Annotated in this window: 17 protein-coding genes; 9 read left to right on the top strand and 8 right to left on the bottom strand. The window is 60.3% G+C overall.

The window, feature by feature from the left end; all coding sequences use genetic code 11:
- Positions 1–1,506 (top strand): complex I subunit 4 family protein, encoded by a 1,506-nt coding sequence (locus tag V5B44_RS22195; RefSeq protein ID WP_332361227.1) that lies wholly within the window; start codon positions 1–3, stop codon positions 1,504–1,506.
- On the top strand, positions 1,499–2,995 hold the full coding sequence (locus V5B44_RS22190; protein WP_332361226.1) for a complex I subunit 4 family protein: 1,497 nt from the start codon (positions 1,499–1,501) through the stop codon (positions 2,993–2,995). Before V5B44_RS22195 ends, V5B44_RS22190 begins: the two co-directional genes overlap by 8 nt.
- 326 nt (positions 2,996–3,321) lie before the next feature.
- Here V5B44_RS22190 and V5B44_RS22185 read toward each other — a convergent pair whose 3' ends face one another.
- From V5B44_RS22185 to V5B44_RS22175, 3 genes are all read right to left on the bottom strand, one after another.
- Entirely contained in the window at positions 3,322–4,290 is a 969-nt protein-coding gene (locus tag V5B44_RS22185) for an Rpn family recombination-promoting nuclease/putative transposase (RefSeq protein ID WP_332361225.1), read from the bottom strand.
- A 193-nt stretch (positions 4,291–4,483) separates the two neighbouring features.
- On the bottom strand, positions 4,484–4,771 hold the full coding sequence (locus V5B44_RS22180) for a hypothetical protein (protein WP_332361224.1): 288 nt from the start codon (positions 4,769–4,771) through the stop codon (positions 4,484–4,486).
- 171 nt (positions 4,772–4,942) lie between these two features.
- A complete protein-coding gene (locus V5B44_RS22175; RefSeq protein ID WP_332361223.1) occupies positions 4,943–5,698 on the bottom strand; it encodes a hypothetical protein in 756 nt (251 codons plus the stop codon).
- 762 nt (positions 5,699–6,460) lie between these two features.
- On the opposite strand from V5B44_RS22175, the gene V5B44_RS22170 reads away from it, so the two are divergent.
- Genes V5B44_RS22170 through V5B44_RS22155 form a run of 4 tightly spaced genes read left to right on the top strand, consistent with a single transcriptional unit; the run spans position 6,461 to position 11,207 of the window.
- Positions 6,461–7,336, top strand: coding sequence for a phosphoribosyltransferase-like protein (locus tag V5B44_RS22170; protein ID WP_332361222.1), 876 nt, complete (start codon positions 6,461–6,463; stop codon positions 7,334–7,336).
- Positions 7,323–9,209 (top strand): ORC-CDC6 family AAA ATPase, encoded by a 1,887-nt coding sequence (locus tag V5B44_RS22165; protein ID WP_332361221.1) that lies wholly within the window; start codon positions 7,323–7,325, stop codon positions 9,207–9,209. The genes V5B44_RS22170 and V5B44_RS22165 overlap by 14 nt, the downstream gene beginning before the upstream one ends.
- Positions 9,206–10,144 (top strand): hypothetical protein, encoded by a 939-nt coding sequence (locus V5B44_RS22160; protein ID WP_332361220.1) that lies wholly within the window; start codon positions 9,206–9,208, stop codon positions 10,142–10,144. The genes V5B44_RS22165 and V5B44_RS22160 overlap by 4 nt, the downstream gene beginning before the upstream one ends.
- Entirely contained in the window at positions 10,134–11,207 is a 1,074-nt protein-coding gene (locus tag V5B44_RS22155) for an N-6 DNA methylase (protein WP_332361219.1), read from the top strand. Before V5B44_RS22160 ends, V5B44_RS22155 begins: the two co-directional genes overlap by 11 nt.
- Before the next feature lie 800 nt (positions 11,208–12,007).
- On the opposite strand, the gene V5B44_RS22150 is transcribed toward V5B44_RS22155, so the two are convergent.
- From V5B44_RS22150 to V5B44_RS22140, 3 genes are read right to left on the bottom strand one after another with little or no spacing between them, the layout of a single operon-like run.
- On the bottom strand, positions 12,008–15,712 hold the full coding sequence (locus V5B44_RS22150) for an AAA domain-containing protein (RefSeq protein WP_332361218.1): 3,705 nt from the start codon (positions 15,710–15,712) through the stop codon (positions 12,008–12,010).
- 27 nt (positions 15,713–15,739) lie between these two features.
- Positions 15,740–17,092 carry an IS701 family transposase gene (locus V5B44_RS22145; protein ID WP_332361324.1) on the bottom strand — a complete coding sequence of 451 codons (1,353 nt, stop codon included), beginning with the start codon at positions 17,090–17,092 and terminating at the stop codon, positions 15,740–15,742.
- Positions 17,093–17,151: 59 nt separating this feature from the next.
- The gene (locus tag V5B44_RS22140) at positions 17,152–19,824 is read right to left on the bottom strand and encodes a DUF4011 domain-containing protein (RefSeq protein ID WP_332361217.1); all 2,673 of its coding nucleotides are present in this window, start codon (positions 19,822–19,824) and stop codon (positions 17,152–17,154) included.
- Between the two features lie 633 nt (positions 19,825–20,457).
- Between V5B44_RS22140 and V5B44_RS22135 the strand changes: the two genes are divergently transcribed.
- The 3 genes from V5B44_RS22135 (at position 20,458) to V5B44_RS22125 (ending at position 21,598) form a co-directional block, all read left to right on the top strand.
- Positions 20,458–20,736, top strand: coding sequence for a putative inorganic carbon transporter subunit DabA (locus tag V5B44_RS22135; RefSeq protein ID WP_332361216.1), 279 nt, complete (start codon positions 20,458–20,460; stop codon positions 20,734–20,736).
- 80 nt (positions 20,737–20,816) lie between these two features.
- On the top strand, positions 20,817–20,993 hold the full coding sequence (locus V5B44_RS22130) for a hypothetical protein (protein ID WP_332361215.1): 177 nt from the start codon (positions 20,817–20,819) through the stop codon (positions 20,991–20,993).
- Between the two features lie 11 nt (positions 20,994–21,004).
- Positions 21,005–21,598, top strand: coding sequence for a Uma2 family endonuclease (locus V5B44_RS22125; RefSeq protein ID WP_332361214.1), 594 nt, complete (start codon positions 21,005–21,007; stop codon positions 21,596–21,598).
- A gap of 55 nt (positions 21,599–21,653) precedes the next feature.
- Here the strand turns inward: V5B44_RS22125 and V5B44_RS22120 are convergent, their stop codons facing one another.
- Both V5B44_RS22120 and metG read right to left on the bottom strand, forming a co-directional pair.
- Positions 21,654–21,908: a hypothetical protein gene (locus V5B44_RS22120; RefSeq protein WP_332361213.1), complete on the bottom strand. Its 255-nt coding sequence runs from the start codon at positions 21,906–21,908 to the stop codon at positions 21,654–21,656.
- Positions 21,909–21,914: 6 nt separating this feature from the next.
- On the bottom strand, positions 21,915–24,020 hold the full coding sequence (gene metG, locus V5B44_RS22115) for a methionine--tRNA ligase (protein ID WP_332361212.1): 2,106 nt from the start codon (positions 24,018–24,020) through the stop codon (positions 21,915–21,917).
- Positions 24,021–24,050: the final 30 nt, after the last annotated feature.

Raw genomic sequence — 24,050 nt, 5'->3', positions numbered from 1 at the left:
ATGCCGGTGACTGAAATTCTCTGGACCACGCAGGCCGGTTACCCACCGCTGGCGACGCTGCAGTGCCTGCCGCTGGCAGGTGCACTACTGCTGCTGATCATGCGCGAGGATGATCTGGCCCTGGTCCTTGGACGCCTGTTTGCAGTGGCCGAACTGGTGGTGGCGATCGACCTTTACGCCCGGATCGACGTGTCGACTGCCATCATGCAGTTCGCCGAGCGGCTTGACCTGCTGGCCTATCATGCGGCGGTGGACGGGGTGAGCGTGCTGTTCATTCTGCTCACGGCGCTGCTCGGCGTATTGTTGTCGTTCTACGGCATGGCACGCCAGCAGATCACGCCGGTGCAGTTGCTCAGCGTGCTGTTGATCATCGAATCGTCGCAGATGACCATGCTGACGACGATGAACCTGCTCTGGTTTGCCGGTGCTTCGGCGCTGCAACTGGCACTGGTTGGCTACCTGCTCTGGCGCTGGGCCTCGGCGAGAGAGGAAAACCTCGCCCTGTCGCGCTTCCTGCAGTATCAGCTCTTCGGCTGGTGCCTGTTCCTCGCCGGATCCATCGTCCTGGTCTGGAGCCATGCCGACGTGCTCGGCGTGCACTGGAGCTTCGACCTCTTCGACCTGCTGCAGACACCACAGATCGGCAAATACCAGTCAGCCGCCTTCTACCTGCTGTTCTATGGTCTGGCGATCCGCACGCCGCTGTTTCCATTGCATGGCTGGCTGCCCAATTCCGCCGGCTACGGCCTGATTGCCGTCGGCCCGGTGCTGCTGCTCGGCGTCAAGGTCGGCATCTACGGCATGGCGCGCTTCCTGCTCCCGCTGACCGCCGAAGCAGTGATGATCTGGCAGCCCTATGTCGTGGCCTTCGCCATGGTCGGCGTCTTTTTTGCCGCGGTGATGGCTTTCCGCCAGGCCAACCTGCGCCGCCTGATGGCTTTTGCCGTCGTCAGTCACACCAGCCTGATCGTCATCGGCCTGTTCACCCTGCATCCCGCCGGCCTGCAGGGCGCGCTGCTGCTGGCGGTCAACTTCGGCCTGGCGATCACGGTGATGCTGTTGATGGTCGGTTATGTGTACCGGCGCACCGGCACCACCAATCTCGACCGGCTCGGCGGCCTGTTCGACCGCGTGCCCTTCATCGCCGTCGCTTTCCTGATCGGCGGCCTGTCTTTGCTCGGCATGCCGGGAACCCCCGGCTTCGATGCCGTGCACCTGGTGCTCGAGGCGTCGATCGAGACCTTTGGCGCCTTGCCGACCATTGCCACCGCGCTCGGCAACGTGGTCGCCGCCGGTTTCCTGCTCTGGGCTTTCCAGCGCGCCTTCCTCGCGCCGCGACCGAAAGATCTGCCCGCCGCGCGAATTGCCCGCACCCGTCGCATGGAATACTTTGTTGGCGGCGCGACGCTGCTGGTGCTGCTGGCCGCGGGCTTCTACCCCGAGCCCTGGCTGAAGCTGACCGATACCGCCACCCAGGCACTGGCCGCCTACTTCGCACATGGCTGAACTGGCTTCCTACCCGCTGCTGAGTACGCTGCTCGCCCTGCCGCTGCTTGGCGGGCTGCTCACCGCGCTGCTACGGCGCGCGCCATGGGCACAATGGATCGCCCTGGCCAGCGCCGTGCTCACTGTCCTCTGCTCGCTGCTGATCGTTGCTGCCTTTGATGGCACCGACCCCGACTTTCAGCTGCTCGAATCGGCGAACTGGATCCCTGGCATCGAGGTCCGCTACCTGGTCGGCATCGACGGGATCTCGGTGCTCTTTCTGCCGGCGACGGCCTTGCTCTTCTGCGGCGCGATCATCGCCGGCTGGCGGATCAGCGCAAGCACCACACCCCTGGCCCCTGGGGTGTACCTTGCCCTGCTGCTACTGCTCGAAGCGGCAACCCTGGGCGTCTTCTGTGCGCTCGACACGATCCTGTTCTTCTTTTGCTGGGAGTTCACGCTGCTGCCACTGTACTTTCTGGTCAGCCTCTGGGGCGTCGCCGCCGACCGCCAGGCAGCGGCAGTGCGCTATTTCCTGGTCATGCTGGCGGCCGGTGTGCCGCTGCTCTTCGGCCTGCTGGGAGTGGCCTTCGGCCATGCCGGGGAAGGCGAACTGGTATTCGATCTGCCCACCCTGCTGGCAACGCCGCTGCCGGAGCAGACGCAGTACGTCGTGTTCCTGCTGCTGTTGCTCGGCTTTGGCGTCAAGGTGCCGCTGGTACCCCTGCACACCTGGCTGCCTGCAATGGCCATGGGGGCACCGGCAGCGGTGACGGCAGTGCTCGTCGGCCTCAAGCTCGGCGCCTACGGGCTGATCCGCTTCGCCATCCCGCTGGCGCCGATCGCCGCCCGCGACCTGCACTGGCTGCTCGCCGGCTTCGGCACCGTGGCAATCCTCTACGGTGGCGTCGCAGCGCTGGCGCAGAGCAATCTGCGCCGCGTGCTGGCGTATTCGAGCCTGGCGCACGTCGGGCTGGTGTTGCTCGGCCTGGCTTCGTTCTCGGTTTCCGCGCTGCAGGGCGCGTTGTTGCAGCTGCTCAATTTCAGTGTCGCTGCCGGCGGCGGCTTCCTGGTACTTTCGTTCCTGCAGCGCCGAACCGGCTCCACCGACATCACCCAGCTCGGCGGCGTGATGCGCAGCATGCCGCGGCTCTCCGGCTTCTTCCTGCTCTTCGGACTGGCCAGCATCGGCCTGCCGGGGACCAGCGGCTTCCCCGGCGAGCTGCTGATCATCGTCGCCGTACTGCACAGCCATACCGGCGCCGGCCTTGCCGTGCTGTTCGGCATGGTGCTCGCCGCCGCAGGCTTCCTGTCGCCATTTCGGCAGGCCTTCCTCGGTCCGCTGCACAATCCCGACGTGGCCGCGGCAGAAGACCTGCTGCCGCGCGAGCTGGCGGTGCTGCTGCTACCTGCCCTACTGATCCTGGCGGTTGGCGTCTATCCGCTGCCGATCCTCGAAGTGATCAGGCCGACCGCCGAGGCCTGGGTGGCGGCGCTGGCGGGGCTTTAGCCTGCGGCCTGTCGTCGCTGCGGCCAGAAAAATGATCGGTATCAGCGTCACTGTTACGGCGAGCTGGCGCTCGATGCGCGGCTGCCGCGGACACGTCACGACACTCGCACTAGCCAGTGCATGAACGGATAGGCCGCTTCGGCCACCGACCGGATACTCTCATCCGACATCGCCTTCCCAGGCAAGCAAACCAGCAGGTCCGGCGGTGGAGATCGGAACCCCATGCCAAGGGTCGGGTCGGGAACGGTCAGAGGTGCCGCGCGGCGGCTCGCGGGGCGGGGTGCCGTGGAAGCGATCGTAACTTTTTTGGCGCGAGACGCCCGGCTTCAGCTCGTGGTTGGCCCGAAGAGGTCATCCAGACTGCGGGCATCAAGCACCTGATCCAGCCAAGTATCAATCTGTCCAAGGGACGCCGCAGAGATTTTCGCCAGGACATCTGAAGGAACGGCGCCAAAGCGCTTCTTGAGCAGCTTTTGCAGCGCCAGCGCTTCACCCTCGGCCTTACCCTCGGCTTTACCCTCGGCCTTACCCTCGGCCTTGTAGGTGTGCGCCCATTCTTCGAGTCGCTCGGCCAACATGACGTTCAGCTCCTGTAGATCATCAATCTGAGGCAACACGATACGGTATTCCGCCTTGCGCATCAATGTCGCCCGGATCCACAGTGCGAACATCCGACGCAAGTCGGGCCGGTCGGCCAACCACTCGTCCAGCAGACTCAGCAATACGCCGATGGCTTCCGGGGATGCCGGGTGTTCGATCCGGAAGACGGCTGCGACCAGGTTCTTGAGCGAGGCCAATTCGCCATCGCTGTAGGCGTTCTCGTCGATCAGCAGGTAGCGCAATCGGGGCTTGAACTGCTCGACCAGCCCCGGTACCGCCGGTATCAGGTCGAAGACGTCGGTTACCGCCGACCACCGCTGGCTACCGTTGTACAGGACGATGGGCAGAACCGGGGGCAAACGGCCATCGGCCAGAACCTCACCCCGCTTGATCAGGTCCTGGTAGAGCAGGCCCCCATACACCATCATGCGCAGTGCCATGTATTTGTCCACGCGGCTCTGGAATTCGATGAGCAGGTACAGATACACCCATTCCCCACCGACCCTGACCCGCCAGACAACGTCGTCAGCCCGGTTGCTGAAGTCTTCGCTGACGTAGCTGCCAGGTACCCTCTCCAGGGTACCGTAGTCAAGGCCCTGCAGCCATTCGTCCGGTACGAAGCCAAGAATCAGGTCGCGTACCAGTTCCGGCGTGGAGAAAAGAAGTTTGTAGCCCGTGTCGTGAGCGTTTGCCATGCCCGAATGGTAGCAGGACGACAACTATCAGAACATCTGTACTGATCCGGCAACCCCATCAGGGCTGCCTTGATGCGTTCCCCGGCTTGCCGGGTCGCGGGCACCAGGTGGTCAACGTCCGTGGTCGCGTGGTGGTAGCCGTGCGCAAACAGGGCGTAGCCGCCGATCAGCAGGTACTCGGCCTCTTGCTGATTCAGTGACGAAACCAGGGCCTTGAGGTCTGCCAGCGTGGCTGGTCGCCTGTACTGTTCCACCAACGACGCGCCAAGGCCGCCTGGGTCATACCTTCGACCAGGCAATCCAGTTGGTGGCGATTGGCGTCTTCATGCGTCTTGAAGCGGAAGATGCCTTTCGGAATAAAGGTCGCGTTGCCGGTGGGCAGGCGATGAATATCGTCGTTAAAGCGAGCACCCTCAGCCAACAGGACTGCGGAAGCCGAGAAGCTGATCGGACGCTCCTGGCGATGGCCGACGTTGCGCATGATTCCCCCTCTTGTCCCAATGACGTTCGTAGAACAGAGCTTGGCCAGTCGCCCTTTTTGCCGCATATCGCCGCGCCTTGGCATGCCGCTGACGGCACCGTCGCCAACGCGCGCGGACGCGTGTTCAGCGGCCAGAACGCAGCAGCCTGCCGCGCTGCCGCCTGGGACGCCTCACGGGGATCGATCCTTTTCACCCGGCGTGCGGTTTCCTGCCTGGGCAGCACTCATGGCCCGGGATGAGTCGTTCCGCGGCTGCTTCCGGAAACCCGGCAGCAGGTACCCGACAAGGAGTGCAACCAGCGCGAAGGCGATGCCGGACACCAGCATGAACACGATCAATCCGACCGGAGCCGCAAGCAACCAGGGCGCCGCGGTATCGTGATTGTTGAAGCTGGAGAAGATGCGTTGAAAGGCGACGCCTGCCACCTGATAGCCCAGCGGCACGGCGATAACCGCTGCCGCGAATAGTTGCAGGAGCAAGCGGCCGCCCCCCGTACCGGGATCCGCCCCATCGCGATGTGCCCGCCGCGAGCGAAGTGCGAGCACACCCAGGCCGGCCAGCAGCAGACCAACGACCACCAGCAGAACCGGTATCAGCCAGCGCTCGATCTGTCCGACCCAGGCGAGATCGCGAGGGGCAGCTGGCACGCCGACAGTCCTTTCCGAAGGCGGTTGCTCGCGCAGGGGGCTGGCTGGCCGCGCGTCTTCGCAGCGCTCCTGGCCTGGCGACCGGACGGTCTGCGCCGGTGGCGGACACGGCCCTTCTACGACGTACTGCAGGCCGCGCAGCTCGCAGATCGCCGAGTTGCGCAGGCGGCACTCCTGCAGCGATGTCGGTACATCGGCCGGACAGGCGCCGCCGGCCAGCAGAAGCGACCAAACAGACATGCGACTGGCAAGAAGAAATACAGCACGGCCAAGTTTCATTTGCGCTGCTCCGCCCTCATCAAGGAGATCGGACACCAGAAGGAGGTGCCGCCGTAAGCCACCAGCCTGGTCTTCCAGTCCAAGCCAGAGGATTGATACCCGTCCATTCCTGGAAGGCGAGGCGTTCGAAGGGGCCCGGCAGAGTATAAAGGGCAGTCAGAGGATTGCGGCTTTAAGGAAACATCGTCAGTGTCTGGAATTGGTGGTCCCGCGGTGCATCGTCAGTTTCTGGGCTGACAATCCGGACTCTTTCTGCGATCGTCAGCTTCGCAAGAACTCGAACTGTCGTTTTCGGCCACTGGCAGACGGCGGAGGTTCTTCTGCAAAGCCGACATTGACCCCGGGCGATCGATCGTAGGCGGTCAGTCGGCTGGGGCTGGGCATGTTGGCTTTCTTGCCTGATCGACGGGAACGCTTCGAAAAGCAGTCAGCTGGTCTACGATGGCGTCGGTCGGCTACCGGCCATGAGCGGCCGTAGCGGCCCCGAAAAATCGAGCTGCCCGAACGGCAGGTAACTGATCAAAGACCGGCCGCTAAGCTCCGGAGTAGGTCGGTTCGTTCATCGGCCCGAACGGACGCTCACCCTGCCCCTGTAAACCGTCAGTCCCTCGGCCCTTTCGGGCCACTATGGGCTGTCTGAATTCGTCGATACCAAAAGGAATTCGTTATCATGCTCGGTCTCGAACCGAAATATTCAGGGTGCGGAGGAGCGCAGGGGTATTGGAGTCAACTTGAGGTGGTGTCGGCAGGAGAGGAGCCGTTGTGCGTCCGGATGTGATCATCAATGAAGTACTTGCGAAGTGCGATGTTCTGAAGACGGCAGGGCTGTGGCCAGCCGAGCCTCGGTTGCGTCCCAGAGCGTGGTTAGGGAATTTCGATCCGGATGATCGGCCACTAGCGGCGTGCCTGCTCGACAAGTTTACGTACTACAACGCGCTTTTCACCGACCGGCTATTTGTCGCTTCATACCAATCGCTTGGTGATGGCATGTCGAAGGGGCCTCGGGCTCCCGGGCGTACTTTGCTACTGCAATCGATTGAGAACGCCCTTTTTACGCCAGTAAGAGGTGAGAGGCCCAACCCGACGGATTCAGGATACTTTCTTTGTAGAAAGGCGCGACAGCTCCTCGGCATTCCGGAAGAACAAATTGTTGAAACTGCCCAGGCATTGGCACACGCCTATAGCGGAGGAACGGTAATTTTCCTCGACGATTTTGTCGGATCGGGTGACCAATTTCTCAGCACATGGCAGCGTAATACGAACGGTCACTCTTTTCAAGATGCGATGGTTCGGGAGGGTTTCGTCGGTATATACGTAACGCTGATTACTACAGATTTCGGATTGAACACAATTCACTCTAAAGCGCCCGACGTGGCAGTTTGTGCAGCGCACGTGCTTGATAAAAAATCGACCGTCTTCGGTCTCAATACGGAATATCCGGATATTCACGACCTGCTAAAGAAATACACACCGCGATTGAACCCAAAGGAAGCCTATATTGACGATGGGTACCGACTGTTCGGATACAAGACCAGAGGTCTATTGTTCGGGTTCGAGCATTCAATTCCTGACGCAACTCTGCCTATTTTTTGGGCGCCTGGCACTGGCAATTGGGAGCCTCTAATTGAAAGAAACTAATTCGGTTGACGTCGAGGCAGTACTGCGACAGCTTTTTGGAGACAACCGGGCTGAATGGCCTTCAAGCCATTCTATGGATCTCTTTGTTTCTCCGACGTACTTGAAAAAATTGGAGTCTATGCGACCGTGTTTTCTGGTTGGCGGTCGCGGTACGGGCAAAACAACGTCTCTCCAATCCCTCAGGTACGACGCCATTTTGAAACGGCTCGAAGGATCGGGGCAAAGCTTCGACGACCAAGAGTACGTCGGGGTCATGGTTCGGATGAATAAAAACCGTGTCAGGGCATTCCACGGGAACAGTTTGGCTGAAGACAAGTGGGCCAAACTGTTTGCTCATTACTTCAACCTTCTGGTTTGTCTCGAACTCTGTGCAATGTCTTCTTGGCTAGAATCGAAGACCGGTCAGTCGCTTGCTCAAGAGTCGATAGAGCTAATTTCTTCTGAATTGGGGCTCGGGGAGCTTGCCAACCTCGAAACATTGCGTTCGGCCATAAGCAAGGCGATATCTAACCTTCAGCTTCAGGTAAACAATCCGACGATGGACTTCGGAATTGTCGCTTCGATGGCCGAAGCGCCCCTCCGTACCTTTGCCGAGGCACTGCGTGCTTCTGGACTTCTTGCCGACAGGGTCATCTTCTGCTGCATCGATGAGTACGAGAACTTACTCGATTATCAGCAAGCGATCATTAACACGTACATAAAGCACGCCGAGCCACCACTATCATACAAGGTGGGCGTGCGGAAGAACGGACTTAGAACTCGGCAGACGCTTGACGGGCATGATCTCCTCAAGGTTCCAGACGATTGCGCCGAGATTGAGATTGCGGATGAAGGTTTCGAGTACTTCGCGAGAGCGGTCGCGGAATTGAGGCTGAAGTGCGCACGCAGAGAAGGAGTCCAGGTACCAGAATCGCTGAGGGCATTTTTGGAGGAACTGACGTTTGCGGAAGAAGCAATTGAATTAGGTGCGGACAAAGTGGCCGAGTCCGTTCTTGCAGAACTGGCAAAGAGTGACAAAGGGCTTTGGGAGCACTTTGCCCAAAGGGATACTACGGAGACGTACTTTCTGAGATATTGGCAAGAGAGCGAGGGGAGGTCACTAATCGATCTTGCAAAAGACTGGCGGGACAACGAATCAGAGTGGAAAACGCGGCTTGGTAACTACGGTTACTCAAGTCTGTTCTGGTTGTCGAATGGCAATAAAGGGATTCGAATCCGAAAATATTATTGCGGAGAGCGGGTGTTGCTGTCGCTGGCTGCTGGAAACATTCGATACTTCCTGGAATTGATTGATACGGCCATCGGCTATGAGCTGGATGCGCATGCGGCTTTGCCAAAAGTCTTAAGCGTTTCCGCAAAGTCACAGACATTGGCAGCCAGGGACGTTGGAAAGCGCCGACTGAACCAGCTAGAAGGTCTTGCAGATCATGGAGTACAGCTAAAACGGCTCGTTCTGGCGATTGGCAAGGTGTTCTTTGAATTGGCGAGATCGCCAACTGGAAAGACGCCCGAGGTAACGTCTTTTGTGCTTACTGGAAATCCGATGGACGTTGATGATGCGAACGCCCTTCTTGCTGAAGGCGTAGCGCACCTGGCATTTGAATCCGCTCCTCGTACCAAGCCGACGACCAACTCAGAGATGCGCGACGATGAATATCGGCTCCATCGGATCTTCTGTGCATTTTTCGAGATATCTCACAGGAAAAAGAGACGCACTACATTTGATGCGAAGAACCTCTTGGGGGTGCTTCATGGTAGTCCTTCAAAGGCTATTTCGTCTCTCTTGGACAATCGTCAGCAATCAGAAGAAAGGGATCTGCCGGAACAGTTAGCATTCTTTTCAGCGTTCTATGAGGGCGGAGGAGCAAAGTGAGCTCGTTTCCGTTGCCGTCGTCTCGCACTCTGCGGTTCAAGGAACTTGTAGAGTGCGACCTAGATTTGTCCGAGGTGGTGATTTCTGCAGCGGATGCGACAGAAAACCGAGGGCAGTTGCCGCTCTGGACCAACATCGATAACGATCACCCGAATCGGGTGATTTGGGTCAGGCAACCTAGCCGTGAGAATATTGTTGTAAAGCACGGAGCCCAGGAACTTACGATTTCCCTGAGGGACGAGCGCGCCATTGACAAGCTATTGTCGTTACCTCGCGTTCTTATGGATATTTCGGGCTTACAACATCACGTGTGGGCTCCGCTGTTAAAAAGCCTCTACAGTCGAAAGATTCGGACACGAGTTCTGTACGCAGAGCCAGAGTCCTATAAGGCGCACCCCAGCCCTGCATCTGCAACGTTGTTCGATCTGAGCGTTAGCTTTGATGGTCTGGAACCCTTGCCGGGATTTGCTCGACTTTCAGGCCCACGTGATGACTCGAAGTGTCTATTCATCGCCATGCTGGGATTCGAAGGAAATAGGCCAGAGCGGCTTGTAATGCAGGTTGACCCAACACCAAGGATTATTCCGGTGGTCGGGGTTCCGGGATTTCAAATGGAATACCCGGCATTCACTATCGCGTGCAACCGACTCTTCTTGAATGAATATCGCGCGCATTCAGAAGTGCGCTATGCGAGAGCCAGTTGCCCCTTTGAGGCCTATCAAACTTTGTGCTCGATTCAAAGGGATTACCCGGACCACTACCTGTACTTGGCGCCTGTTGGGACAAAGCCGCACGCGCTGGGAACGATTTTGTTTGCTATTGCGCACCCCGACAATACGGAAGTCATGTTCGATCATCCGGTACGCAAGGCAGGCCGGACAAAAGGCGTTGGCGTAATTCATATTTACGATTTCGAAACTTTCGATGCCCCTTGACTTGGATTGCTACTACACGCCTGAGCCCGTGGCTAGGCTTGTCCTAGAAAGAGCGTGCTTAGAGCGAGTACCAGAGGTTTGCGCCGACTCAACCTGTGGCAGCGGCCGTCTTCTCGATGCCGCAAACGAGGTGTTCGGACATGTACAGTGCATGGGAATCGATCGCGATAGGCGGGCAATTGCCGAACTGCGGCGCCGAAACCCCAGTTGGATATTGGCGGTCGGTGATTTACTGAATAATCGGCTCAGGAGGACCTTCGCCAGCATCATGCCAGAAAACGTGGACTTGCTGATCCTTAATCCTCCATTCAGTTTAGGAAATAAAAAGTTTGTAGAGATCTCATACGACGGCCACCAACTGACGGGAAGTGTGGCAATGGCCCACCTTCTGCGTAGCTTTGAGCTATTTGCACCCCGGGAAGGAGCCATAGCAATTGTCCCGGAGTCTCTGCTGTATTCAGAGACAGATGCCACTGCGCGAGACATGCTTTCGGCAAGACATTCATTGCAGAAGATTGCTGACCTGCAGAATTCCACCTTTCGTGGGGCCAGAGCGCATGCTAGCGCCGTTCAGATCACTCCAAATCGGCGACAAGAAGGGAAAACCGATGATGCACGGGGATACGGGCACGTAATACGGACACGCATCGTGCGCGGAGGTCTGCAAGTTCATACGATGAAGGAAAGCAGGCTAGGAACCCCCTTTATCCACTCGGTAGATATCCGAACGTTGGTCGAGCAGCAAGACGTCTCGTCGTTACGGATAACTTCGAACTCGGCGAAGGGACGAGTTGATGGCTGGATGGTGTTGGTCCCGAGGGTAGGGAAGCCTGCGAAGGAATTGATACAAGCAGTTGATGTCACGGAAACCGTCCAATTATCCGATTGCGTAATCGCCCTTCAGTGTACGAATAAGGCAACGGCAACAAGGTTGGCCAGTCGAATCAAAGAATCGTGGGAAGACTTCTGCGGAATCTTTAGGGGAACTGGAGCTCAATACGTGACTCTGTTGAGGCTAAAGGAATGGCTGGCGTCGAGAAGTATTATTGAGTTTATCGATTAATGACGTAATACGTAATCCCCTGATTTCTAGCTGAAGGCAGAAGTAGCGTTACGCGGAGATGGCCAGCCGCTGTTTCGGGGTGACTGCATCACCCGAGATGATCGAAAAGGCCGACTGACTAGTCCGCTTTCGCGCAGCACTTCAAGCGAGCCACAGGCAAATTGCCGCGCATATCGATTGACGTCAGAACGGCTGCTAACCGAAGTATTGCCGACGGATGTACGTCGCAAACTTAGTGGCAGCAAAGGCCGAACTGCGGCCGGCGCCCAGATCACAGTGTACGTCAGCTTGGGGATCAGTAAGCCGACATTGCCCATGAAAATATCATCGGGTAGCAATGGGTCGGTGGCTGCCAGTAGCCCGAAAAACCGGAACCACTGCTGTTAATCTGATCCGGTTGTTCGCGCTCGGGTCGAGCAGCTGCTCGTCTGGCTAGCGGCTTCGAACCGTAAGTGGTCACCGAATTTTCGTGGTCGGCCGACGGCCACCAGCCCAAAGCCGCCTGACAGCGTCTGCAAGTACTGTGGCAGCTTTCGGATCACCAAGCTGCCCGTCGTGGGAATCCGACTTCGGGTAACTATTCGGTTATTCGGCCATTGCTGCCGTGCAGCGATTCCCCCGGCGCCGAAAATTCGAGCGGCTGCTTAACGAAAAACACTACGCACCTTTGTGCCCATAGGAACGATCACGCATCGGGACTGGTCCTGAGGCTTTCCCGGGCGTTCATCCCAAGTAAGGAAAAGATAGTCGCATAGATCAACGCCTGTTTGTCCATTGCCAAAGGGCCGAGTGGTCATGGCTCATACCAGCAACTCCTGCTGCCGTTGCACCTTGATGACCCGAAACTTCCGGGTTCGCTGGCCGGCAATATCCAGTTCGCCCTCGTCGCCAGGAGAGAGTCCGAGCAGCACTTGGGCCAACGGGGCGTTCTCGTTGACGAGCCCTCTCCTCGGATTGCTTTCGCTGTCGACAATCAGGATGCTGTGGCGATCGGCGGGTTCGTCCACGGGGCAATATGTGACGCGATCCCCAACTTCAACAAACAGGTCGTCACTTCCCGGAGCCTGCGCAATTTCCGCTACCAGCTCTTCGACCAAGGCGGTTTCAACGGCTTCAGGAGGAACCTCCTCCTCGACAACCTCGTCCTCGTCCCAATCCGAGAGCCCCTCCATTGACGACAGGCGTCTTCTCTCCTCAAGGAACCCTCTCAGGCGATCGATTTCCCGGCGCGGGTCGTAGAACCAGTCGGTCGACCAAATGCGATAGATGCGTCCGCGCCAGCCAAGGGACTCCAAAATCTCCTGGCGGATGCGATCCCTGTCCCGGACGGAGAATCCGCTGTGGTAGGTCGCCCCGTCGCATTCGATCCCGGCCAAAAACTCTCCAGGGCGATCCGGGTTGCGAACCACCATGTCTATGAAAAAGCCGGCAACGCCCAACTGAGGCTTCACCTCGTATCCAAGTGATGAAACGACGTTTGCCACCGAGATCTCGAAATCGCTCTCTGGGTCTCGTACCCCCTCGTCGGTGGTCGCGAGCACGCCCGTCTTGGCAAAGTCCAGATAGTCCCTCAACGCCTTGGTTCCCAACGGCGTCCTATCATCAACGACGATGTCCTCGGGGCCCATCGACGTGAACAACTCAATCCTGCGTTTAGAGCGGGTGAACAGCACGTTGAGGCGCCGCCACCCATCTGGCCTGCTAATTGGGCCGAAGTTCTGTCTGACTTTGTCGGTGCCTGCGGCCCTCCCGAACGTGGTCGAGATGAAAATCACGTCGCGCTCGTCGCCCTGAACGTTTTCGAGGTTCTTGACGAAGAAGGGCCAACCCTCGGCCTCCCAATGCCGCATGAAGGCCGCCCCCTCCCCGAAGGTCTTCAGCTTCTTGTCCAGGAGCTCCTCGATCAGCTCGCGCTGGGTCTGGTTCAGCGTTACCACGCCGAGCGACTCGTCAGGCCTCTTGATCATGTGTTCAAGTACCGAGTCGACCAAGCGCTGTGCCTCCGGCACATTCTGCCTGTCCTTGTAGATTCCGCCGCGAACGTAGCGGTATTTCACCCCAAGCCCCGGGTTCTTTGCATAGGGCGACGGGAAAACGATCAGGTTCTTGTAGAAATGATGGTTCGAGAAGGCGATCAGCGACTCGTGGTGCGAGCGGTAGTGCCACCGAAGGCTTCGGACCGGGGTGAACAACTGCTGGCAGATGTCCAGAATGCTCTCCATCCCGGTAATGGCTGCGGGCGCATCATCCTCGTCCTCGTCATCACCGGCGTCCAGCATGCGGTCGAAGAAGTTGGTCGGCGGCAGCTGCTTGGGATCGCCCACTACCACAAGCTGGGATCCCCGGGCGACCGCGCCAAGTGCCTCCTCCGGACGCAACTGCGAGGCCTCATCCATAACCACCAGATCAAACTTCAGGGCTCCCTGCTCGAGATATTGGGCCACCGAAAGCGGCCCCATCATGAAGCAAGGTTTGAGCTCCTGCAAAGCCCTGCCAGCCCTCTTGACCAGTTGGCGGATGGGGATATGCCGACGCTGCTTGTTTATCTCGCGGCGCAGTAGATGCATCTCCGTGTAGTCGCCGACCGTTGCGCCACGCTGGCCTTCCGGGACGCGGGTCCTGCTGGCAATCTGGCTCGCGAAGTCCTTGCCGGTCAAAGCGACGATCTCCGCGTCAAGTGCCCGATAGTCCGAGCGGGTTTTCTCATGGGCAGCCCCATTGAAATTTGAGAGCTCGGGGAACGCCCGGTAGATCGAGCGTCCGATGGACTGGTAGGCGGCGAGATCGAAGGCGGCGGCAAGGGCCGACGAGGGCATCTTCCTGGCCTCAAGGGCCGAGACGAAATCCCCCAAGCCCTCCTGCCTGATTTGCATGCGGAGGGCGAGGTACTTCGACCACGGAAGCACCGATTCTGGATTCCGCGCCGGAGCATACAGCCTTGCGACAAGCTCGGAGGGTAGATCCCGTTCCGAGTTGGATCGGTACGACGCCTGCCAATCCTCCCAGGAGAATGTGCCAAACGACGACAGCCCCTCCATTGCGCCCCGGGCTCCCCTGCATCCGTCGTCTATCAGCCGGTAGATGCGTTTAGAGCTTTTGAGGGCGGCACTGGCATCGTCCGAAAGCAGACGTTTTCTGACTGCGGTGGGCAAATCGAGCGCGCATATGGCCCTGCCCCAGTCGTGGGTCAGGGAAAGGCCGTCAAGATCGGTTTCCGCGCCGGAGAAGACGTCCCCCAGCATGCGCCTAACGTCGGCGGATTCCGCGAAACGCCCGAGAATGGCATTGGCCTCGGCCTCCTGGTCGACGGCCTCGATAACCCTGCTCGCCGACATCCCTTTTCTGGCAATGGAAGAGAACCCCTCGAGGATTTTACGGGCAGCTCTCACATCCTCGCGCGCAGCGCCGGCAAGCCCCAGCCAGCTTTCAAAACGGTGCCAAAACGAGGGTGATGCTACCGCCGCCCAAGCGCAGTCAAACTCCGACTTGGCCTTGGCGAACGCGCCGGCCGCAGCAATGGTGGAACCGCTCTCGGCGAACACGGCGGCTTGGGCTGCGGCCTCGGACGCCGTCGTGGCGCGCCGTGACATTTCGGCCAAGGCGTCGCGCCAGGAGCCGCCGGCCAGGTCGGCAAGCCTGCTCAGCTCGTCCCCGCCGGCAGCCCTGATGGTCTTTTCTGCTGAAATGAGAGCCGACAAGTCGGGGGATGCCGCGGTGAGTTCGGCTTTCGCCTCCATGAGGCGCAGGGCATCCCTCGGAGAAAGAATAGGGTCGCACCTACTTAAGAAAAACCCGACCACGATCCCAAAGTTTTCAGCAGCCTTCTTCAGAACGCCAAGGGCCGGATCCCACCCCTTCGAGAGGCCGTCATGGAATCCGGCGATATCCGCCCCGAAGATAGAACGCACCGCGGGGTCGGCACCTTCAAGGTTTTCAGCGTCGGCAGCGACCTGTCCGGCCTTTGTTGCGAGTTCGGCTAGGAGGTCCGCGGGGATGGACGTCAAATCGACCTTGGCGGTCAGACCAGGGCATACCACCATTGTCGAACGCGCAGCCTGATACCAATCGTAGAGACGGCGGACGGCGTCGGGGTTGGTGTCCAGGCCGCGGAACAGCCCACCGAATGCCGCCTTGACCTCTGCATCAGAAACGAACGCATCGCGGGCCTCAATCCATGCGGCCAAACCGGCCAGTTCCTCGGCCCGCTGGCGGCTGCCAAGCTTCCGTGTTTCCTTACAGAGGCCGGTATGCAGGCGCTTGGCCTTGCGCCAGTTGCCATCGAAAAAGGCGAACAGTCCATCCTTGGAACGTAACCGCGCCACGGCGGATTTGATCTCCTCAACTGGGGGCAACGCGTCAAGATAGAACATCTGCCCGAATGAGGTGCGACCTTCGCGTTCGGCCCCGATGGCTGCCCTGATTTTCCCGATCAGTTCCGCCGTCCTTGGATGCCCGAACGCCGCTCCGCGGTACTCCAGCAGATCGCCAGGGGCATCAACCGCCACCTTAGTTCTACTTTGTCAGATTGTCTTTCAATCTAATGCTGAGAGCATGGCGGCTTGCTTTCTGTAGGCGGATTCCATGGCTTTGTGCCGCCGTCGATGCCTATCGATGATGGATGCCGCGAGGTCTTCGTCGGTGACGATCTTGGTAGGCAGCCGATGGCGCATGATCTCTATCAAGTCACGGCAGGAGAGCAGTTCAGCCGTCTCGCGATGGGCCAGGCGCTCCTTGGCCAGGAACATGGTGGCGATCATGACCAGGGCCATGTGATGGTGCCACGCCTGCCAGCGGCGGACCTGATACTCGGCCATGCCGCAGGCGCTCTTGGCCTCTCGGAAGGACTGCTCGACGAAATGGCGCGCTCCCTGCATTTCCGCCAAGCGGCGCAAAGACGCCCTGGGCTTGGCATTGGACAGGCCGAATTTGAGTTTCGTCCCATCGAGTTCCCGTCGTACCAGGAGATGCCAACGGCTCGCCGACGGCGCCTCGCCGTCCCAGACCCACACCCGCTGGGTGAGATAGTCGGCCATCACCTCGCCCTTCTCGCCGTCACGGATCGACAGACGCCCCCAGGCGGATGCCGACTGCGTGGCTGCCCACGCGGCCACCGTCATGGGCACCGCCGTGGTCCGCAGCCGACGGGGCGCTCGACCCTTCGACGAACGACGAGCCGCCACCGCGGGTGCGGGATCCTGGAGATAGATCGCCTGATCCGAATGCACCTCAGCGAAGAAGATCTCTCCCTCGACATCCAGTTCCCCGAGCAGCCAGGGCAAGTGCCCGTAGCCGCCATCAAAGGCGACGAAAGAGAAGTGCAAGCCTTCCCGCCTCAGGCGAATTACCATGTCCAGAGCGATCTCGCCCTTGGTGCGGAACGTCTGCGCCTCCTCAGGCACCCCCACCGCCTCGCAACGTGTCGTATCTTTGGCCCACTTCTCCGGCAGATACAAGTCGGCATCCACCACGCTTGCTACGCCATCGCGCGTCACCGCCGCGAAGACGCCCACCTGACAGTTATCGACCTTCCCCAAGCGACCGTTCCACTGCCGCGCCACGCCCGCGGACATGTTTCCCTTCTTCCCGAACGCGCTCTCGTCCAGGAGTAGAGCGCTGGGATAGCCGAAGTGGGCGTTGGCATCGACCACCAGTTGCCGACGCACCGCGCGCCGATCCCAATTGGATTCGCTAAGCATATGATGCAGTGGCTGATAGCGGCTGTCGGATACGGTTTCCGCCATGCACTCCAGGTTACGGCGCGAACTCTGGAACAGCCCGTGCAGATACCGGCGCGCGGTGTCTTCTACCGAACGGGTCCGGCTTCGAAAGCAATGGAGATAGGGCGCGAAGTGCGAATCGAAGTGCTCGAGTGCCGAAGCGACCAGCGAAGATATGCTATCGACGTAATGGAGTTGACATTGTCATTTACAACTCCATGAATAGATTAAACAATCACGACGTATGGCATTCTAGCACATGACAAACGCAGATCACAGGAAGGCGAATACGAATCTGACAAAGTAGAATTAGAAAGTGCCACAATCTCTGTCACCGCCGCTTTGGACGAATCAAAGCCGAGACCGACCCGCTCTGCGGTCGTACGGCAGCGCCCAACTGCCTCCGTCCACGAGGCAACCTGCAATTCGAGAAGGGACTTCAGCCGCACCATTTCGGATAACGGCTTATCCGACAAGACGAAGGCGGCGTAACGCCGGGCCTCCACCAGCACCGCCCCGTCTACGGGAACGCCCCTTGCCAGGCCGGGGAGGCCGTCAGGATCGGCCAGTTTGGCGATGGCTTCCGGTGTGGAGTCGAAAGGGAGACTGCGCCGCGTCACTATGGCGTCAATTCGTGACAGGGCCCCGGACAGGCTTTCAATCGCAGCCGAAACGGAAGCCGCACGTTCGGAGACGGCTCCTATCTGGAACGAGGACAATCCGGAGATGAAGGGGGATTCGGTGGCGGTGATGAATGCGTCCAGCACCGCGGTGCCGAGGGGGCGGTATGCGGGGTTGGCAACACGTGCGGAAGCCTCCAAGGACTCGACCGCCTTTTCCAGTCTGCGCACAGCATCAATCGACAAGCTAATGTCAGCGGATAGGAGCTGTGTGGATAGATACCTTTTTTCGGCAATGGTTCGCGCCTCGTCCATATCCTCCGGAGCTAGACGCGCACCATCTGCCAGGACCCGACTAGCAGACTCAAACAGTGACCGGCTCGTCGTCACCCCGTGCGCCAAATCCGAGAGCAGGCGTGAGCTGCGCTGCCCCGTGGGATCCGAATCGTCAAACATGCTCGACAACAGCTTGGGGGACACTCCTTCCGGAGCCTCGGGTGCCGAAGCAAGTAACACCCTGACCTTCGCTGCGGCAGCGGCGTCGGGCTGCCCCTTGAAGCCAAAATAGGCGACTGCCTCGTCTGCGGCATCCTCGGCCGATCTTGCGTGATCAAGGGCTTGCAGCGCTGTCCTGGCTATGGCCTCGTCGTCGGATGGGGCCAGCGGATTGGGTTGGAACCCCCACCATGGATGACCGGGGCCATATTCGCCAATAGCGTCGTGAATCTCAGCTAAGCCGGCTAGCCTTGACCTGCGGCACTCGATGTTGTCGTGCGTCCATTGCAACGCATCTGGGAACCCTATGGCGTTGACCTGGGCGGCAAGATCGCCAAGCTCTTGGCGTCTGCGTTCGGCAGCCCAAAACACCTCGTTGACCGTCATGCCAAGGGCGTTGCCAACCTTGCTGCCCATAAGTTCCGCATATCTGGCGAGCTCCGCCTTCTGCCGTTTCAGGATGCCGAGCTTAGACTGGAACTGGGCCGGTGCCGGGAACCGCTCCTCGATTCTGGCTTGGAGATCTTCCAGAAACTTCTTCTTTTGTGTCTTGTGGGAGTGCAGCTCGAGGCAGAAGTGCCCGAGGCCGGCTTGGTTGAGGCGGTGCCGGACAACCTCAAGGGCTGCGAGCTTCTCGGAGACGAAAAGCACCTTCTTCCCCTTGGAGAGGGCGGCGGCGATGATGTTCGTGATTGTCTGTGATTTGCCGGTACCCGGGGGGCCGTTGACCACGAGATTCTTCCCGGAGAGCACGTCGATGATCGCGCTGTGCTGGGAAGAGTCCGCATCGTAGATAAGCGGCTGTGACGCCTCCGGCCTCTCGTCGATGCGGTAGTCCTCGGCATGGAGCGCCCCGTCGCCGCTACCGGATGATCCGCCGGAAAACACCGACTTGATGAGTTCGTGCCCGGCAAGGCCAGCATTCTTCTTGGTATCGAGGTCGGTCCATAGGGCAAGCTTGCCGAAAGAGAGCATGCCGAGCGTGATCTGCCGGCGCACCTTCCAGCCGCGCTTGTTCTTGACCGCCTCCTCGATCCTCGCAAAATAGGCTTCCGGCTCGTCCTCCTCGCCGAACTCCGGAATCGACAGAATGAAGTCGCGACGAAGCTTTTCCCGGAGTGTGTGATTCTCAGCCAAATCCTCGCCGTTGTACTGGACGGTGTACTGGTATGTCCTCGTTTCCCTATCGATCTCTCCGCGAACGAGGGTGACAGGAAGGGAAATCAGCGGGGCGAGCATCGGACGGTCCGAGTCCTCGCTGTCGTAAAACTCGAGAAAGCCGAAGACGAGAAAGAGCATGTTGGTGCCCGTCTCCTCGATGGCGGTCTTGGCCTCGCCGGCTATCTTCCGGAGCTGACGTTCCAAGTCTGCCGGGTAGAGCAGCGTCTGGATGCCATGGAGCCGCCGGCCGTTCGATCCGGCGGGATTCGGCTCGAACTCGAACGAGGTGGATATGCCCAGACGCTGGGCGTATAGCCGTGCCTCGGGTCGCCTCCCCTCGTAAGTGGCGGGGAGCGGTTCCGGAACGTACCTGAACGGGACGCCCTTACTATCCACATAGACACGGTCAAAGACAAGGTTGATGCTCGGCTCGTCGGCAATCCGGACGCATCTGCCCTTGGGATGGCGGTAGTTGAGCAGCCGGTTACGGGCAGAAAGATCCAGCAGGCGGGTGCGGAGCCTTTCTATGGCGTCGCCAACGGTGAGCCCGCCGGAAAAGATTTCTCCCACAAGAGCTTCAGCATCGTTTGCCTGGTAGTCACCAGTTTGTTGTTCGTATTCCATGCGTGCGCCTGTCCCGCCCTTATCTCCAAGAGTTCGATGATATCCCCCGCTGGCATGTACGAGACAGGTTTCCATTGCCGTGGGAATCGATTACTTGGTCATTGAATTGCGAACGGCGGCTACTCACCCTATCGAGGGTGTCCGATTTTTCTATTTTCGGATCCCTGTTGTGAGTCTCACTGCAGTCGAGGTCTGACCTGCGCGCGCCGACCATTTTGGCCGACGAGCGGTCGCCCTACTACCGGCGCCGAGCGGCCCGTACCGGATGAGTTGACTGCCGTTCGCGCAGATCAATTTCTTGGGGCTGCGTCGGCCGGTTCTGGCCAGCTGCCGATCCACACCATCCTGCACCCAGTGACCGCTCCTGCTTCAAAGCAGCCGGCGAGGCAACAGTTGCGCCGCTGAAAATCGAACGGCGGCTTTCGTGTTGTCGGGTGATGCGGTGAATGTCGCTTTCAAGAGCCTCCACCGTCTGCTCTGGGTCGTCTGCCGTCAGCTGACCACGAAAACTCAGTGACCGCTTATGGTTTGGCACCGCCAGCCAGACGAGCAGCCTGGAGCCGAGCGCGAACGGACGGATCCGATTGACAGCGGTCGCTCCGGTTTTGCGAACCACTGGCAGCCGCCAACCCGGTGCAGACACTGGTGCTTCTCCGGCCCGGGTTCGCAGTCGAGCGGGCAGCGGACACCCGCAGTGGCCTTGAGTTGCAGATACTGTCCCCGGAATCGGTGGGCGCCGGAATCAACGTCGAGCACGCCTTTCCGACAGTCAATAACAAAAGGTACGGCTGCGGCAGCAAGGTAACGCACAACCTGGCCGGGCTATTCGGCGTGATGCAGGGCGCCAGATCCGCCCTGTCGGCCTGCCGCTGCAGAGGGTCGAGATCCATGGGCCGATGCGGCTGCTGGTAGTCGTCGAGCACGCCCTGGTGACAAGCCAGTGAGCGACCTCGACGCCTTGTTTGCGGCGCTGGCCGCAAGCGCCCGCGTGCTTGCTCTGGCTGGTGCCGCTATGGCCGCTGCTGGCGGCGGCACTGATCTCCGTTCGCCTGTTCTTGTGGCGTAATGGCGGCGATGCCGGTGAGCCGATCACCGCCGGCATCGCCAGCGCGGTGCACGCATCGGCAGTTTCAGGCGGGGTATACTCGACCATTCCGCGTCCCCATTGAGGAGAGGTCGCATGGGCCCGGCACTTCGTGATGATCGCTACCACACGTACGCCGACTACCTCGCGTGGTCGGAAGACATTCGTTACGAGCTGATCGACGGCACGGCCTACGTGATGGCGCCTGCGCCAACGCTGGCACATCAGGACGTCGTCGGTGAAATCTACTTCCAGCTCCGGCAGGCGCTGCAAGGAAAATCCTGCCGCGCCTTCATCGCGCCGGTAGATGTCCGCCTGCCCAAGGCCGACGAGGCCGACGACGAGGTCGATACGGTCTTGCAACCGGACGTGCTGGTGGTCTGCGACCCGTCTCGCCTCGACCGTCGCGGCGTGCGCGGAGCGCCGGACCTGGTGGTGGAAGTGTTGTCGTCGTCTACTGCCAGCCACGATCACGTGAGGAAGCGGCGGGTCTACGAACGCTCCGGGGTCCGGGAATACTGGCTGGTGCATCCGATCGACCGGATGATCACCGTCTATCGCTGGCACGATGGAGAGTATGGCAAGCCGGAAGTCCTCGAGTTGAACGGAGAAACCGCCGTCGGGGTGTTGCCAGGCGTTTCCGTCAGCTGGGACGAGCTGGTCCAGAGGTTGCCGAAAGCGGAGTATTGAGCATCCGGTAGGCGCTTCGGCCTGGGTGCAGCAAGGGCCTCGCTGACACTGCGCTTCAGGAGCGCTTGCTGTCAGACCGCGGTCTGGCGAGTTCGCGCAGAATCCGCGCCGCTGACCAGACCATCAGGGCGATCCCGGCGGCGACAGTGACCACCGCGCTGGCCGTACTGGTCGGGAAACCGGGGATGAACAGCGTTTGCTGCCTGACCAGCCACATCAGGCCGCTGGCGAAGATGAGCATGCCGGCGGCGTCGAGCAACGCGTAGAACATCACTTTCAGCGTGACCGGCGGGCGCTGGCGACTGTCCATGCCGGCCTACTTGACGCGCATGCCGGGCTGGGCGCCGCTATCCGGCGAGAGCAGAAAGATGCCGGGCACCTGCCCGTCGGGGTCGGACGCGGCCAGGACCATGCCCTCGGACAGGCCGAATTTCATCTTGCGCGGCGCCAGGTTGGCGACCATCACCGTCAGCCGACCGACCAGCGTTGCCGGATCGTAGGCCGACTTGATGCCGGCGAAGACCTGCCGCGTGCCGAGCGGGCCGATGTCGAGCAGCAGGCGGACGAGCTTGTCGGCGCCTTCGACCTGGTTGGCCTCGCTGATGCGCGCGATGCGCAGGTCGACGCTCATGAAATCGTCGATGCTGATGTGCGGCCCGGCGACGGTGCCGACGGCCGCCTGGGCGACGGCAACGGCAGCCGCCTTCTCCTGGTGCTCGGCGTGCTTCTGCGGCGCCGCCTGCGGCACGGCCGTCAGCGATTCGCGGTTGGCCTCGACCAGCGCATCGATCTGTTTCTTGTCCACGCGCGTCAGCAGATGCCGATAAGCGTTGATCGCGTGCCCGGCGGCGAGGACGCTGCCACCGTCGTCCCAGACAAAGGGAGCGACGTTGAGGAAGGCTTCGGCCTTGGCGCTGAGCGCCGGCAGGACCGGCTTGAGCAGGATGGCCAACAGTCGGAAGAGGTTCAGCGAGTTGCTGCACGCGGCCTGCAATTCGCTGGCACGATCGGGCTGACGGGCCAGTTCCCAGGGCTTGACACTGTCGACGTACTGATTGGCGAGGTCGGTGAGGGCCATGATCTCGCGGATCGCCTTGCCGAACTCGCGCGCTTCGTAGTGATCGGCGATCGCCGCACGGCGTTCGCGGATGGCCTGGATCGCCGGCAACGATTCGTCGCAGGTGCACAGCTGGCCGGCGAAGTGCCTGACGATGAAGCCCGCCGAACGGCTGGCAATGTTCACGAACTTGCCGACCAGGTCGGAATTGACGCGCGCGATGAAGTCTTCGAGGTTGAGGTCGATGTCCTCCATCGAAGCCGAGAGCTTGGCAGCATAGTAGTAGCGCAGCCACTCGGGGTCGAGGCCCTGCGCCAGGTAGCTTTCGGCGGTGATGAAGGTGCCGCGCGACTTGGACATCTTGGCGCCATCGACGGTCAGGAAGCCGTGCGCGAAGACCTTGCTCGGCGTGCGGTAACCGGCGTGTGCCAGTTCCGCCGGCCAGAACAGCGCATGAAAGTAGAGGATGTCCTTGCCGATGAAGTGATACAGCTCGGTGGCCGAATCCGGCCGCCAGTACTCGTCGAAATCGAGCCCCTGCCGGTCGCAGAGATTCCTGAACGCGCCCATGTAGCCGATCGGCGCGTCAAGCCAGACGTAGAAATACTTGCCAGGTGCGTCGGGGATTTCGAAGCCGAAGTAGGGCGAATCGCGCGAGATGTCCCAGTCGGTAAGCCGGTTGTCGCCCTCGCTGCCGAGCCACTCCTGCAACTTGTTGGCGGCTTCGTTCTGCAGCCGGCCTTCGCCCTGCGTCCAGCGGCGCAGAAAGGCCTGGCAGCGCGGATCGGAAAGCCGGAAGAAGAAGTGTTCGGATTGACGCAGCTCCGGCCTGGCGCCGGAAACCGCCGAGTAGGGGTTCTTCAGCTCGTTGGCCGCGTACGCCGCACCGCAGCTCTCGCAGTTGTCGCCGTACTGGTCATGGGCACCGCATTTCGGACATTCACCCTTGATGAAGCGATCAGGCAGGAACATCTGCTTGACCGGGTCGTAATACTGCTCGATGGTGCGCGTCTCGATCAGCCCGGCAGCCTGCAGGCGAGTGTAGATTTCGTTGGCACAGGCTCGGGTTTCTTCGGAATGGGTGGTGTAGTAGTTGTCGAAGCGGACGTGGAAGCCGGCGAAGTCGCGCGTATGCTCACCATGGACGCGCTCGATCAGCGCCTCGGGCGTGACGCCCTCCTTCTCGGCACGCAGCATGACCGGCGTGCCGTGCGTGTCGTCGGCGCAGACGTACCAGCACTGATGACCACGCATCTTCTGGAAACGCACCCAGATGTCGGTCTGGATGTACTCGACCAGATGACCCAGGTGGATTGCGCCGTTGGCATACGGCAGGGCGGAGGTGACGAGAATCTTGCGGGTCATGGGCTTGGGCGCAATCGGGGCAAAGCGGGC

Source organism: Candidatus Accumulibacter necessarius (genome assembly GCF_036625085.1).
This window is presented reverse-complemented; position numbering and strand designations above follow the sequence as displayed.

Bases quoted from the DNA above. Each gene is read 5' to 3' on its own strand.
- V5B44_RS22185 (WP_332361225.1), bottom strand. From the start codon at position 4,290: ATGGCAAACGCTCACGACACGGGCTACAAACTTCTTTTCTCCACGCCG.
- V5B44_RS22125 (WP_332361214.1), top strand. From the start codon at position 21,005: ATGGGCCCGGCACTTCGTGATGATCGCTACCACACGTACGCCGACTAC.
- V5B44_RS22120 (WP_332361213.1), bottom strand. From the start codon at position 21,908: ATGGACAGTCGCCAGCGCCCGCCGGTCACGCTGAAAGTGATGTTCTAC.
- V5B44_RS22180 (WP_332361224.1), bottom strand. From the start codon at position 4,771: ATGCGCAACGTCGGCCATCGCCAGGAGCGTCCGATCAGCTTCTCGGCT.
- V5B44_RS22195 (WP_332361227.1), top strand. From the start codon at position 1: ATGCCGGTGACTGAAATTCTCTGGACCACGCAGGCCGGTTACCCACCG.
- V5B44_RS22175 (WP_332361223.1), bottom strand. From the start codon at position 5,698: ATGAAACTTGGCCGTGCTGTATTTCTTCTTGCCAGTCGCATGTCTGTT.
- V5B44_RS22155 (WP_332361219.1), top strand. From the start codon at position 10,134: ATGCCCCTTGACTTGGATTGCTACTACACGCCTGAGCCCGTGGCTAGG.
- V5B44_RS22140 (WP_332361217.1), bottom strand. From the start codon at position 19,824: ATGGAATACGAACAACAAACTGGTGACTACCAGGCAAACGATGCTGAA.
- metG (WP_332361212.1), bottom strand. From the start codon at position 24,020: ATGACCCGCAAGATTCTCGTCACCTCCGCCCTGCCGTATGCCAACGGC.
- V5B44_RS22190 (WP_332361226.1), top strand. From the start codon at position 1,499: ATGGCTGAACTGGCTTCCTACCCGCTGCTGAGTACGCTGCTCGCCCTG.